Source organism: Aureimonas endophytica, from assembly GCF_014642635.1.
GTDB classification, from domain to species: domain Bacteria; phylum Pseudomonadota; class Alphaproteobacteria; order Rhizobiales; family Rhizobiaceae; genus Plantimonas; species Plantimonas endophytica.
Map to the genome: position 1 here is coordinate 44,694 of NZ_BMIQ01000012.1, position 13,031 is coordinate 57,724.

At 61.3% G+C, this 13,031-nt stretch carries 11 protein-coding genes; 8 read left to right on the top strand and 3 right to left on the bottom strand.

Annotated elements, in window-relative coordinates; translation table 11 throughout:
* Positions 1-507 precede the first annotated feature (507 nt).
* Positions 508-1,422: a hypothetical protein gene (locus IEY14_RS24190; RefSeq protein WP_188913160.1), complete on the bottom strand. Its 915-nt coding sequence runs from the start codon at positions 1,420-1,422 to the stop codon at positions 508-510.
* Positions 1,423-2,116: 694 nt separating this feature from the next.
* Between IEY14_RS24190 and IEY14_RS24195 the strand changes: the two genes are divergently transcribed.
* Both IEY14_RS24195 and IEY14_RS24200 read left to right on the top strand, forming a co-directional pair.
* Positions 2,117-4,243 (top strand): NACHT domain-containing protein, encoded by a 2,127-nt coding sequence (locus tag IEY14_RS24195; protein WP_210318570.1) that lies wholly within the window; start codon positions 2,117-2,119, stop codon positions 4,241-4,243.
* A gap of 640 nt (positions 4,244-4,883) precedes the next feature.
* Positions 4,884-5,480: a recombinase family protein gene (locus IEY14_RS24200; RefSeq protein ID WP_308422081.1), complete on the top strand. Its 597-nt coding sequence runs from the start codon at positions 4,884-4,886 to the stop codon at positions 5,478-5,480.
* On the opposite strand, the gene IEY14_RS24205 is transcribed toward IEY14_RS24200, so the two are convergent.
* Both IEY14_RS24205 and IEY14_RS24210 read right to left on the bottom strand, forming a co-directional pair.
* Positions 5,464-5,844: a hypothetical protein gene (locus IEY14_RS24205; RefSeq protein ID WP_188913164.1), complete on the bottom strand. Its 381-nt coding sequence runs from the start codon at positions 5,842-5,844 to the stop codon at positions 5,464-5,466. The genes IEY14_RS24200 and IEY14_RS24205 overlap by 17 nt on opposite strands.
* A gap of 71 nt (positions 5,845-5,915) precedes the next feature.
* Positions 5,916-6,152 (bottom strand): hypothetical protein, encoded by a 237-nt coding sequence (locus IEY14_RS24210; RefSeq protein ID WP_188913165.1) that lies wholly within the window; start codon positions 6,150-6,152, stop codon positions 5,916-5,918.
* 127 nt (positions 6,153-6,279) lie between these two features.
* On the opposite strand from IEY14_RS24210, the gene IEY14_RS24215 reads away from it, so the two are divergent.
* The 6 genes from IEY14_RS24215 to IEY14_RS26055 all read left to right on the top strand — a co-directional run bounded on the left by IEY14_RS24215 (position 6,280) and on the right by IEY14_RS26055 (position 13,031).
* On the top strand, positions 6,280-6,480 hold the full coding sequence (locus IEY14_RS24215) for a hypothetical protein (RefSeq protein WP_188913166.1): 201 nt from the start codon (positions 6,280-6,282) through the stop codon (positions 6,478-6,480).
* A 369-nt stretch (positions 6,481-6,849) separates the two neighbouring features.
* Positions 6,850-7,302 (top strand): hypothetical protein, encoded by a 453-nt coding sequence (locus IEY14_RS24220; protein ID WP_188913167.1) that lies wholly within the window; start codon positions 6,850-6,852, stop codon positions 7,300-7,302.
* 328 nt (positions 7,303-7,630) lie between these two features.
* Entirely contained in the window at positions 7,631-8,191 is a 561-nt protein-coding gene (locus IEY14_RS24225; protein WP_188913168.1) for a hypothetical protein, read from the top strand.
* Positions 8,192-8,806: 615 nt separating this feature from the next.
* Complete coding sequence (locus IEY14_RS24230) at positions 8,807-9,622, top strand: hypothetical protein (protein WP_188913169.1); 816 nt, start codon at positions 8,807-8,809, stop codon at positions 9,620-9,622.
* An 83-nt stretch (positions 9,623-9,705) separates the two neighbouring features.
* Positions 9,706-10,068: a Rha family transcriptional regulator gene (locus tag IEY14_RS24235; RefSeq protein WP_188913170.1), complete on the top strand. Its 363-nt coding sequence runs from the start codon at positions 9,706-9,708 to the stop codon at positions 10,066-10,068.
* Positions 10,068-13,031 carry a D-alanyl-D-alanine carboxypeptidase family protein gene (locus IEY14_RS26055; protein ID WP_244639660.1) on the top strand — a complete coding sequence of 988 codons (2,964 nt, stop codon included), beginning with the start codon at positions 10,068-10,070 and terminating at the stop codon, positions 13,029-13,031. Before IEY14_RS24235 ends, IEY14_RS26055 begins: the two co-directional genes overlap by 1 nt.

The following is a 13,031-nucleotide window of genomic DNA, read 5'->3' on the forward strand; positions in this document are numbered from 1 at the left end:
CAACTAATCGGCCGTTCGACGGTTAATGGATGATTTTATTGATCGATGATTAAATGGTTTAATAATAGTAAGCGCAAGGCGAAGTGTTTTATCGGTTTTGTTTCGCCCTTGCCGTTTCAACGACTTGGCCTCGATCCGGCCGGCTTGGCGAGGCGTATCGCGTGAGATCCACCGGCGATGCGATGGCGGGCGAGGAGGCCGCGCTCGATCGGCTTAACGGATTCCCCTGCGACATCCTGGGGCGAAATAACTTTTGGTTGTGTCAATCGCGGAGTCCATCTTGGCCCGTTTCCGGCTAAATAAGTCCTGGCTACGTATTTCGGCCGGGCACGAAGATCTGAGGGAAGGCGATCTTCTTTTTCGTCTTCAGGGCGACATGCCTGCCGACGCGACAGCCAAGCCGGAGCTTTGAGCCGGTCCGATCGGCGCGCCGGCCGGGAAGGAGGGGGTACGGCGCGGCGGTGCCATCCGCCGCGCCTTCCGCATCCGGCTTGGAGTCCTACCGCCTCACGCGGCGTAGCAAGGCCATTGGAAGTGGCGCAGCAGCACGGAATTGGCCGGATTGTCGGCGGGACTGAAGCCGATATAGGACGAGCCTTCGAGCTGGATGTCGAAGCGGACCTCGAGATCGACGAAGATCGAGCGGTCCGGCCGGATCAGGCCGAACTGCAGGAAGGGCATCGGCAGATAGCCCGGCATCTGCGCGACGACGGTGCGGCCGTTGCCGTCCTCGTCGATCCAGGTGCGCCGCGCCGTCGCCTCGCCGCACAGCCGCCAGGTGCCGACATCGTCGACGAACTGGATCGCGGACTGGCGCAGATACATCCAGCACTTGCACCATTTGTCGTCGCAGGCCCAGGGACAGCTCTGGATATTGGTCCAGCCGGTGATGTTGCCGAAGAGCTCGACCCAGGGCGCCGAGTTGTAGCGGCCGGAGGCGGAGGGCGGTCGCCGTTCCGGCTGCAATTCGAAGGTCGCCCAGGCGCCGGTGCTGAAGGGAAGCAGCGGATCGCCGTTGTAGTCGCGATGGCCGAAGAAGTGCAGCCCGTCGGTCTGGGAGGATACGGCGATCCCGCCGCCGCCATACCATTGCGTCCGCGCCCACCAGAAATCGGCGCCCGCCGCGAAGGGCGCGGCATCCAGCGGCGCGAGTTCCGGCTGGAAATCGGTCCAGCCGAGCTTGCCGACGCGATCCGCATAGGCCTGGAGGGCGGAGCGCGCCCGGCCGTCATCGCCCTTGAAGCCTTCATGCTCGGCGGCATGGAAGATCGCCGCCTCCTCGCCGGACGGCCGAGACTCGGCGAGGAACCGGTGCGAACGCGCCAAAGCCTCCAGCCGCGCGGCCCGCGCGTCGTCGAACGACTTCAGGAGCCAGTCCGGCAGCTCGTGATTGGGATTGTCGACGTAGTCGTGTTCGATCATTGCAGCATCCCCTATGGTTGACGGGAAGAACAGCTTTCAGACCTACGCACACGCTCACAAGACGAAAGGAAACTGACCTAAGGGAACAAGGCTTAGCACATTGGCGACATCTGTAAACGCGCCGGGCAACCCGGATGCCGGGCGCCGCGCGGGCGAAACGGTGCCGTCGCGCGACGTTCAGGCCGCCGCGCGTCCCGCAACGACGATCGCAAGCCAGAGGACATGGCTCGACAAGCGACCCGCCCCTGGCGCCGACGATGAAAGGAAGATCGAATTCTCGGGAAATCGTCCGCCGAACCTCGGGAGGCGGATCCTCGACCCCTTCAGGGGAAGGTCACGCGCCTTGCGATGGCCGAAGCCATCGTCCTGTTCGACATCTGCGGATTGGTGCCCAGGAAAGGACTGCATGAGGGGAGGGCTGGAAAGCCTATTTTATAGGGTTCTCAGGGTTTGCATCGTAGAGTTTGTAGCACAGTCGCGTGGCGCATTGAAAGTCTACGGGGCAAACTAATAAAATCCGCATTTAACCCTTGATACCGCGCGTGAACCGATGACACTGTAGGTTGAAACATATCGCCGGTGCGCAAAAATGAAGTCGTGGGCTAGCTTCGAAGAGAATGTACGTGGACTTGCTTCCGCAATATGGAGCCACGACTGCCTTCCTGGGAGAATTGGAGGTGTCGATATAGATGGTGTGATCGACACTGAAAGCGATATACGCATCCTAATTGAAATGACGGAGCGAAGAGACCTTAATAAGGTTCGTGAAGACGTTAATAAACTCCTTACTGCCAAAAATGCTCTCCTGGCAGAAAGCGGCGAATTCGCTAGATGTTTCTGTGTTGTCAACGGGACCGTAACCAAATCAATGGTCGAGGCTGGTGCGCCTCACAAGATTAAGGTTGTTTCCTTCCAGTCTTTCGCCCGTACCTTCTACGATTTTGCTACTTATCGCATCGCTCGTGAAAGCGCCCCCTTCGGCAGTGCTGTTGATCCCCTCACCGGGAGAAGGGATGAGAGCGATTATGTCGCTGTCCGATACGAACACCTCGCTCACCGAACCGAACTAACCGCAAAAGACGTGACAGATTTGCTGCTCGCAGGAAAGCGAGTTGTGCTGCTTGGAGAGTACGGTAGCGGCAAAAGCCGATGCTTACGTGAGGTCTTCTTTCAGCTCGCCGCGCAGGCAGAGGCTTTGCAGAACTATCCTGTAGGTATAGATCTTCGTGAAATGTGGGGAGTTAAGAGGGGCATCGAGTTGTTGCGTCGGCATCTCGAAGATCTTGGGCTCGATGCGTTGCAAAAGCCTGCCATTCGAGCACTAAATACAGACAGCCTTATCCTTCTATTTGATGGGTTCGACGAACTGGGCTCGCAGTCTTGGAGCAACGACAACGACAAGCTGCGTGCAATACGTGCTAAATCGCTTGAGGGAGTTAAAGACCTCATATCTAGAACGACGGGCGGAGTGCTGATTACGGGGCGCGAGCACTACTTCAACAACAACGAAGAGATGTTCGCAGCGCTAGGCATGTCGAAGAATTCAGCCGTTGTGCTTCGCTGCAAAAGTGAGTTTTCCGAGGCGGAAACTAGTGAGTTCTTCCGCCGCTTGGAGGCTGAGATTGATCTCCCGCAGTGGCTTCCTCGGAGGCCGCTCATCTGCCAGACGATTGTAAATCTTTCCGAAGACGACATCGATCGGATGTTCGGAGATGAACAAGACGAAGCAGAGTTTTGGGAGCATTTCATCCATGTTCTCTGCGAACGAGATGCTCGTATACACATCTCGTTTGATGCATCAACGATTGAATTGATTCTTATCCAGCTCGCACGGCTGACGCGGACTCGGCCAGCGAACGTTGGTCCAATAACGTTGGCTGATACCCAAACAGCTTTCGAGGCAGTCGTAGGCCAGCAGCCGGTTGAAGAGGCTGCCGTTATGCTGCAAAGACTTCCTGCGTTAGGTCGGGTGAAAGCCGAATCGAACGACCGCCAATTTATCGACGTTTACATCCTCGATGGGCTTCGAGCGAAGGATATCGCAAACCTTACGCGCACCGATGATGCGGCTCGACATAGCCAGACCAATGGAATCAAGTACGTTAATCCCTTGAACGATCTAGGACAAAAGGTTCTTTCTCACCATATTGGTGACAGGAATTTAGAATTTCTTCAGCTTGCTAAGCGGGCCCTCACCGGTTCCAACAGGGTATTGGCGTGCGATATTGTTGCTAGTCTGCTGCGGGGGAGATTGGCAAGTCTAGATTTTGGAGGGCTCACAATTGACGACGGATTGTTCGTCAAGCTGAACTTATCGAAGACGCTTCCGTCTAATCTTCGTGTAACAAACTCGGTGCTTGGCGACTTCACTCTGCCGTCCGCTCCGCCTCCTAATACGTCGTTTGAAAACTGCCTCGCTGAACGTGTTTTCGGTATTGCATCGGCCAATGCTGTGCCGGCATGGATAAAAGGCTTTAGTGCCGACCACTACGATTCCGTCGAGAGCGTGTCGAGAATCCGGCAAATTGGATTGAGCCCAGAGCAAGAGGTTCTCGTCGCGATCATCCGTAAGGTTTTCTTCCAGAAGGGGGCAGGAAGGAAGGAAGAAGCGTTGACGCGTGGCCTTGGGAAGTTTGCGCCTTCGTCTAAAGTCGAGAAGATCATCAACTTGCTGATGCGGGAAGGTGTTTTAGAGCGGTTTAGAGGTAACGAGGGCTGGGTTTACACACCGAAGCGCCCCCTTGCTGCGCGGATGAAGACAATGCTCTATGAGTTGCGGACGAGCCGCGATCCAATCTGGCAGGCAGTCTCCACTCTCTAGCTTTTCGCTTGGGGGGCCGGTTATCGGTTCCTCTTCGCGCCACGCCCAGCCAGCCTAAAGCGGGCCTTAGCCATCATGACACTGTTGAACTCCGGGATAGGTTAGGGGTCGCTTATCCCAGACGCCCTCACGCAGGGGCGGACGTGAGGTTTCCCCCCGTACCCCCCCTCCCGGTTTGATAGTGGCAACCGGCTGAACTAGCGATCGTTGGAGCAGCTTGCATCTCAATCGAGAGCGATGTTGATGCCGTCGTAAATGATCGCACTGCCTGGGTTCATGCGGATTCCCCACCCGGGGTTCTGCAAAAGGAATAGCGCTGCCCCTTCGACTGTCGCGAATTCCTTCGCAGACGCGACATGGTTCGTAGATGGCGGGAAGCATTTGAACCGGCTGCCATGGAGTAGATAAGCCTCTTTCTGTACGCCTTTCGTGTTTGCCCAAATGCGCATGACGCCCCTCGAATCTTGCTATGGTGCCCACGGTGCATACCCTATCCGAACTCAACCGTTCCACAGGGCTTGGTCTAGCGGGCCGTTCCACGCCGTGCCTAAAGCCGTCCCACAAGAATGCCCGTTGACATTTGGAACGGAGCAACCATCATAGCCTAGACCCCATTGGAACGATCGGGAGCCGCTAGGCCATGTCCATGCTGATCGGATACGCACGCACGTCCACCCTGGAACAAGAAGCCGGCCTCGAAGCCCAAGAGCGCGACCTCAGGGCCGCAGGATGCGAAGAGGTCTACGCGGAGCGCGTCTCTTCGATGTCCGAACGGGCGGAGCTTCGAGCCGCCATCAAGTTCGCCCGTAAAGGTGACACGCTCGTTTGCACGAAGGTTGATCGTCTCGCCCGCTCAGCGTCCGGCCTCTGGGACATCGTGAAGGAACTGGACGAGAAGAATGTGGGTCTCCGCATTCTCAGCCTTGGCGGCGACACGGTGGACACTCGGAGCGCCACGGGCCGGCTTATCCTCACCATCTTCGCCGGGTTCGCTCAGTTCGAACGGGAGATGATGCTAGAACGTCAGCGTGAGGGCATCGCAAAGGCGAAGGCCGAGGGAGCCTATAAGGGACGCAAGCCGACTGCGATGGCCAAGGCCGACCAGGTGAAGGCGCTGGCAGCCAAGGGGATGTCCATGAGCCAGATCGCGGCGGAGGTCGGTATTGGTAAGGGCAGCGTCCACCGCATACTGACGGCTAAACCGGAGACCGCGAAACTCGCTAGCGCTTCCGTTTAGGTGAACGCGCTTCCCGCTCGGCTTTTCTCTTCTCCCGATCTTCCTGCGCTGCCTTTCGGAGTAGATGGTCGAGAGCGATGCTGGCCATACTCATCCCTTCTGACGCCTCAGCATCGTCAGCTTTGCGCACCCGATAGGTCGCTGGCGGTGGCGACGCCTCCACCCTTTGCTCAGCTCGCGCCTTCTCGCGCATCTCTTGGATGGCTCGGCGGCTGACGAAATGCCGCCTCCCGATCTTCTCGATAACCAGCCGTCCGCGCCTCGCCTCCGCCCGTAGGGTCGCAGGCTTGATGGCCTCCCTGAAGATCAGCTTGCACGCCTCTTCGAGCGTTAGCGGCTCGTCAGGATCGGGTGCGTTCTCCATCAATCCTCCGCTTCTTAATTGCCTCTCGTCCGTTTGAAACGTGGCAAGGTTTTCGCCAAGCCGAGCCACCATCAATCGCTATCTAGAAGCTCGCGCCCCGCCGCTGTCCATTCGCCGAACCGAAAGCCGCCTTCCTCCATCTTCACGAAGCCCGCGTCGGCTAGGAGTGCCATCGCCTCCTCCCCAGCCGTCATGCACATATTGTCCAGGCAGTGGACCAAGCGGCCGTCGTTCATGTCTTCCCTGGAGAGATACTGAGCGACCATCCAGGCAAGAGAGCGGAGGAGAAGCCGCTCGCGTTCGTTCATCGTGTCCTCTCCGTCTGCCGCCGGCCGGCCGTACGCTGTCCCGCTAGCTTTGCTGAGGCCGCTGACAGTGTAGAGCCAGTTCACCCACATCACCAAGGAGAAGGACTGCCTCGGCAAGGACGACCGCGTGGACTGCGTGGCGGGCGGCGTGGCGGTCTTCGCGGAGATGCTGGGGGTCGATCCCACCGTGATGAGCGCCAGGGCCAGCGAGGACCGTAAGGCCGCTGAGATCGCCGCGCTCTTCGATGAGGAGGACGACTTGTTCGGGACGGGCCGAGTGATGGCGGATACGCGGGCCCAGGCTGCGAAGGCGCAGAAACGGCATTAGGGGATACGAGATTGAGGGAGCCTGCCGGGTGCGGTGGGCTCTCTATTTGTGTTTTTGCGTAATGGGGCGTGAGGAAATAGGTAGGTCTATGAGGGGGGCTCTAGGCTGCCATATAGTTATACACATAGAGATAGACCCCATCATCATCCTCACCGGGAGCATGGCCATCAGGAGATGGAGCTTTAGGCTGTGCTCAAAGTGTACGATCCAAGCGACCTATTAGGCTCTTTGGGGGATGATGGGGTCTAGGTAAAAGCCGTTCGGAACCCATGTGCCTTTACGAGAAGGCACTTCGAACCGACTCTAGACCAATCAACGGCTTACGGTGTGGGCGCCTCTTAGGAGAACGAAGCGCACCCCGAGGCACCCATGAGGAAACTCCGTAGAGACTTCACCGAGCCCGCCGATCCCGAAATGGCACGCCGCCAGCGCTGCAACGATGCGGCATGGCGCTTCCTTCTTGATGCCGTGGCCGAACGCTTCCCCATGGATGCCATGCGTGATGCTGCGATTGTGTCTCTTCGCCGTCCTCGGGGCCTGAAGTCCCTTACGGGTTCAGCGGTCTACGAGGTGGTAAAGCGCTTCCACTGCCCTGAGCCGACCGTGAAGCTGATGACGGGGACCCTCGCGGACCTCTTGGTGCTTGGCGGTACGGCTGGCCTCGATGGATCACCGAGCCCGATCGCTGAGACCTACCAGAAGTTCACCACATGGAAGCTGGCCAAGGCCGGGGCGGAAAGGCGTCGGCGGGACATCACGAAGGCCGCTGAGAAGACCAAGGCCCAATGGAGACAGTCTCGGGAGTGGGAGGGGTCTAGCTGAGTTAGGTGGACTGATGAGGAAAGCCCTCTCGGAACCCCGCTCGCCCCAGAACATGAAGAAGGGCCGCAGCCCAGCCAGACCGCGACCCTTCAAGCCCCTCTAGAAGGATTGGCGGCAGTGATCCGCTGCGGCCAGCCCGGAGAATACCGCGCGGCCTCCGAAGAGCAAGGTGGTGGAAGGCGACATAACGAAAAGGAATCCAAGGGCCTAAACGGATTCACACAATGAATTGGACCCTCCGAATCCCGGTGGCCTAGCCTCGCATCCGCCTCAGGACCTCAGCCCTCCTCAGGCGCAACCGACCAGCCACCTCCGAGGATCACCAGCCATGAACGCCGTAACGCTTGCTCCGAGCGAAGGCACCTTTGCGTCCGTTGAGGCACCGCTTTGCCCCCTGCCTACCGAGGAGTTCAGCCAAAAATGGCGCCGAAGCCTGAGGGATGGCAGCGAAGAGGTGGTGCCGTGGTATCAGCGTGATCCCGCCGGAATTGTACGCTGCCCGTACGGGATACCGCAGACCAATCCCGGCTTCGTTTCACCGCTGGGTTATCTGGACCTTCATGAGGATACCCCAGCCGTGATGGCGGGCTGCCACATAGCAATAGGGCTTGCAGCAGCTTCGTGGGCGCAGGTTGGAGGGGAAAGAACAACGGGCGGCCGGGATGTCGTGATTTGCCTCACTGAGGACGCGTGCCCGATCAGCGACATGACACTATTCGAAACCCTCTGCATCGCTGAGCACGAACTCCAGCCCGCCCGCGATCGTGTCGCCGTCCGCCTCGCCACCGACCCCGACTTCACCGCCAAGTTCGCCCAGGCGCGGGCCATCATGAGCGCCGCGTGCGTCTACTTCCCCTGGTATCGCGGGGATGGCAAGATTCCCGGCTGAGGGAAGCCGTAGGGGTCTCATAGGTCCCAAGACTGAACCCCAGCGAGGGGCATGAAGCCGGGCGGCAAGGGTGCGAGAAGACGCCCACCGCGCGGTTTCGTTATGTTCGGCCGGAGGAAGGCGAATTGCCCCTCATGATGAGAAAGCCGGCCTAGTAGGGGCGCAATAGGTAGGTTGATGAGGAGCGGGATTATGTCTCGTATCGAGGAAGGCGCTCAGAATTAGGCGTCACGATAAGGCCCCCGCGCCTAACTAAGTGCGCCGCGCGGTTCAGAGATACCCTCAATGCCGGCCATCTCGAACACTAAGCGTAACGAGCGGTACGCTTAGCGCCAAACCATTTCGCCCTTCGCCTCGCATGGCCGGGCCATACCGCTAACCATCGACCCCAATTCCCTCTCAGCACCCACGGGCCGCGCCATCCGCGCAGTGGGGGGCCGCGCCGCGCCTTCAAGGCATCGCGCCATGCCAGCCGAGAGGGACGCTGAGGCCCGCAGACAGAAAATCCCAGGGGTGGGCGCTGTCTGCGGGCCGGATGGCTTCGTGCCGTCCAGTCTTCGAGCCTGCCCTGTCCCCCCAATCCACCACCATTCAGAAACGAAAGGCATCGCGCCTATGTCTACGATTCCGGCCCCAAGCCCGCCCCGACGCCGCATCCGCAGGAACGCCCCCGACCGCTATCTCTCAGCGGACGGCCTGTACGCCCGCCTCGCGTACCTTCAAGACTTCATCCGCCACGCTCAGCACCACTTTCCGGCACCGCCCCCAAGCGACTTCACGGACCCCATTCCGAACTTCCTCCTGGTCGGGGCAGAGCATGGACCGATCACCGCCGTTGAGCTGGACATGCGGGGCGGACACCAGATGGTCGGCATTTCGATCCACGGCCGCAACCTCCGTTGGCTCCACCCCCTCGACTACGTGGCGGTAAGCTTGGTGACGGCTTACGGCGTCCCGCTCACGCTTCAGAAGACAGGTGGCGGCTTCGACTATCCGAGGTTCCGCGCGTTCATGCCCGCAGCAAAGGGCCGGAATATCTATCTTCTCCGAGCCCTTGCCGATGCTCCGCCGTGGCTGGTGGCGAGCCATCTGGAGCCGATCGCGGACCTGAACGAGGCCGCTTCGAGGGTGGACCACCACTATCTCGGCAGGGACGCCATTCGGCTTCGATCGGTGAGGGAGGTTCGGGAGGAAGGCAAGGAAAGCCGTGTCCCGCGCCTTGGGCGGCAAGCCCTTATCGATGCCGCCGCACACTATTACGGGCTCCATGCAGACAAGGCGGAGTTCCATCCGGCATCGGAAGTCTACCGGATGATGGTCGAAGCGGCCTTCACGTTGGCGGACTGGCGGCACGGAAGAGCGGACGGCAAGCCTGTGGCAGCAACCGCATTCGACCGTATCGCGGGCGTTTCCCTCCCGACCGCAGCCTAGCACCACAGCCAAGCTATCCGAGCCTCGGGGCAATCGCTCCGGGGCCGCTCGCACATTTCTCATTCAGTCCGAAGGCTCACCCCATGCCCAGCATCGAACCGAATATCTTCACCATCGACCGGATGCCCTACGTAGACAGCCGGGACATCGCACGCGAGTTCGGCATTCGGCATTCCCGCGTTCTCGAACGGATCGCCGAAGTTAGAAGCAACATCCCGGATGCAGCCAGCGAGCATTTCCGCAAGCGGATGGCTGTGGTCGACGGCCATGAAACCCATTCCGTCGCTGTCTCCTACATCGCATTCATGACGATGCCGGTCCCACACCGCCGGACAGAGCGGACGCTGAAAGCGCTCGTCGCCTATCTCGAAGCGATGAGTGCGGCCTTCGACGCGGCCGGAGGGACGATCCCGCCCCTTCGCACGTTGATGGAGGGGCGGAACTGATGGCCCGCGCACCGAGCACCCCTTCCTCAGGCACCGTGCTCCTCCAGCCGCAAGCCCAGCCCGTCGACACCTTCGAGGCGCCCCCGAGAACCAATCCGCTCTTGGAGCTGGCGCAGAGCCTCGCGCCGCTCAGCCGCGAGGTGGATGAGATGCTGTCCGTCCGCGCCGCGAAGCAGAAAGAGGACGACATCAAGCAGGCCGACGCCCTCTTCGTTGAGACAAACGGCGACGGCATCGCGGAGGCCACGCGGCGAGGGCTCTGGCCAGCGCACACCTCCCCGACATTCGTGAAGCACTACAAGCAGCTCGAAGGGGATGCGATCGGCCGACGCCTCCGGGCCGGCTGGCAGGCCGCCTACGACCAGTGGGCGGAGAAGGGCACCGCTGACGATGCGGCTCTGAAGGCCAAGCAGAAGGAGTACGTTGCGGCCAACATCGGCACGGACGATCCTGAAATCCTGGCGGCAGTTCGCCCCCATCTCAGCGAGCTTGTGGGCGCTGCCATCGAGACCCACTCCCGCTATCGTTCGGGGCAGTTCAGGGAGGAGGCCCTTCGCGCCAACCTCTCCGCCATCAACTCCACCCTGGACGATGCCGACACGGACGGCCTCGCGTCCGGCAAGGGGACCGACTACGCGGCGGCAGGCGATGCCATCGAACGCCAGCGCCAAGCCTACATCGCATCCGGCGGCACGGCTTCGGACTTCGATGAGAACGGCATGAAGCTCATCGCGGCGAAGGCGGTGGAGCTGCGCGACCCGAAGCTCCTCGATTTCTTCAAGCGCAAGGTGCCCGGCGAGGACTACACCTATGGCGATACGCCCGTGGGCTCGCAACTCCGGCAGACCGCGACGGATCACCTGGAGACGATCGCCCGGCAAGAAGTAGTCGACCAGAACCAGCAAGCGGAGCGGCAGCGCAAAGCCCAAGCCGATGCCGCCACCCGATCCGCGATCGATGCGCTTGCGGCCGGGCAGACAGTGCCGGAGGAGGTCTTGGCGGCGGGCTCGAAGGCCGATGCCGACTTCCGGGTGAAGGTCGGCGAGTGGAAGGCCAACCTCGCCAAGGGCCGCCGTAATGATCCTCTCGTTATGCAGATCAAGCGGGAGATTGTTGGCGGCGCTGGGATGGATGCCGTCCGTGTGGCACTGCCGAGCATCGAGAGCCCTGACGACCTCAGCGACGTAGTCACCTTCGCGAAGTCCGTAGGCGGGGACGAAGCAGGCGGAACGAACAACATCCTCAACACGGCGTCTGTTCGCGAGACGTTGGCCACGCTGGAAGCCCGCACCAAGGCCACCGGATCGTTCCTCAATCCGATCACCGGCACGACGCCGGAAGGTGATGAAGTGATGTTCGACTTTCGGATGATGGCTTTGCAATGGGCGAAGGCTCACCCGGACGCCCCGGCTGAGGAGCGTGAAACGGCCATTGCCCGCATGGGCAAGATTGTTAAAAGCCGCCTTTTCCCCGACCCAGCGGACCCGAACATCATGCAGTATCGGCGTGATGCCAATGCCGTGGGCGGCTTCGAGAACCCTTACGAGACCGCAGCGCCGGTCCAGCCGGAGAACGCCCAGCCTCAGCCGGCCGCCCAGCCCAAGGCCGACGACAGGACCCCGCAGCAGCGGGCGGAGGATGCCGGCGCTGCGATCGGACGCATGGTCCCGCCCGCAGGATCGCCTCAAGGAACCGGCCTCAGCCCGGAAGCCCAGAGCTATTTCGACAGCTTCAGCCCGGAGGAGCAGGCGGCCATCCGCAACGGGGCGGCAGGGGTGAAGGGCGGTCTCCCGGCGATGGTCGATCACCTGCAACGGACTGGCCAAAAACCGAAGGCCAGACCCACCGCCACCGCGCCGGATGGGACACCGATCGACCCCATTGCGTATCACCCCTCGCAGCCGGCTCGCCCTGCCGACCTTCGCTTCCTCTCCTCCCGCGCCGTCAGCGGGGCCCAGCGCCCGGACAGCTTCACGGGGATGCGGCCGGAGTTCGCTTCTGGGCTCGAAGCTATGCTCCGCGCGGCTCCTCCCGAGATCGCGGAGGGGCTTCAGGTCTCTTCTGGATACCGATCGCCGGAGCGCCAAGCCGAGCTTTGGGCCGATGCTCTTCGGAAATACGGATCGCCGGCCGAAGCCCGCAAGTGGGTCGCACCGCCCGGACGCTCCGGCCACAACCACGGCCATGCGGCAGACCTCTCGTTCAACGGCAAGCGCCTGGACGATGCCCCCGCCAATGTCCGGGAGTGGGTCCATCAGAATGCGGCTCGGTTCGGCCTCGCGTTTCCCCTCGGCAACGAGGCGTGGCACGTAGAGTTGGCCGGGGCGCGGAGCGGCGGAGGCAAAGGAGCCATCGCGCGGCGCACCTTCACACCGAAGGATGCGGAGAGCTTCCTATCTGCGGCGATGTCGCTGGATGCGCTGGATGCTCCAGGCGATGCGCGGGATAATGAGGGCGGCGCGTTCGTCCCTGGCGATGTCTCGGCAGGCCGGCTCCTGGACCTCATTGGACAGGCGGAAGCGGGCGGCAACTACAACGCGGTCTTCGGGAACGAGGACGCAACGCGGGACCTCAGCCGCTACAGCCTGGACGACATCCTCAACGAGCAGGCCGCCGCGAAGAACCGCAACGCCTACTCGACGGCCATCGGCAAGTACCAATTCCTTCACAAGACCCTTCGCGGCCTAAAGGAGGAATTGGGTCTCAGCGGATCGGAAAGCTTCACGCCGGAGCTTCAGGACAGGCTTGCGGTCGCGCTTCTGCGGCGGCGCGGATGGTCGGCATTCCGGGCCGGGAAGATCAGCAAGCGGCAGTTCGCCCTTCGCCTCAGCCAGGAGTGGGCCACGTTGCCGGACCCGAACACGGGCCGAAGCTTCTACCACGATGACGGCGTGAACCGGGCCAGGGCGAAGAGCCGTGAGGTCTACGCGGCGCTTGGCTTCCCGATCGGCGGCGAAGGCTGA

Excerpts from the sequence above, each read along its gene's own strand:
- IEY14_RS24190 (WP_188913160.1), bottom strand. The coding sequence starts at position 1,422 with ATGATCGAACACGACTACGTCGACAATCCCAATCACGAGCTGCCGGAC.
- IEY14_RS24200 (WP_308422081.1), top strand. The coding sequence starts at position 4,884 with ATGTCCATGCTGATCGGATACGCACGCACGTCCACCCTGGAACAAGAA.
- IEY14_RS24205 (WP_188913164.1), bottom strand. The coding sequence starts at position 5,844 with ATGGAGAACGCACCCGATCCTGACGAGCCGCTAACGCTCGAAGAGGCG.
- IEY14_RS24210 (WP_188913165.1), bottom strand. The coding sequence starts at position 6,152 with ATGAACGAACGCGAGCGGCTTCTCCTCCGCTCTCTTGCCTGGATGGTC.
- IEY14_RS24220 (WP_188913167.1), top strand. The coding sequence starts at position 6,850 with ATGAGGAAACTCCGTAGAGACTTCACCGAGCCCGCCGATCCCGAAATG.
- IEY14_RS24225 (WP_188913168.1), top strand. The coding sequence starts at position 7,631 with ATGAACGCCGTAACGCTTGCTCCGAGCGAAGGCACCTTTGCGTCCGTT.
- IEY14_RS24230 (WP_188913169.1), top strand. The coding sequence starts at position 8,807 with ATGTCTACGATTCCGGCCCCAAGCCCGCCCCGACGCCGCATCCGCAGG.
- IEY14_RS24235 (WP_188913170.1), top strand. The coding sequence starts at position 9,706 with ATGCCCAGCATCGAACCGAATATCTTCACCATCGACCGGATGCCCTAC.
- IEY14_RS26055 (WP_244639660.1), top strand. The coding sequence starts at position 10,068 with ATGGCCCGCGCACCGAGCACCCCTTCCTCAGGCACCGTGCTCCTCCAG.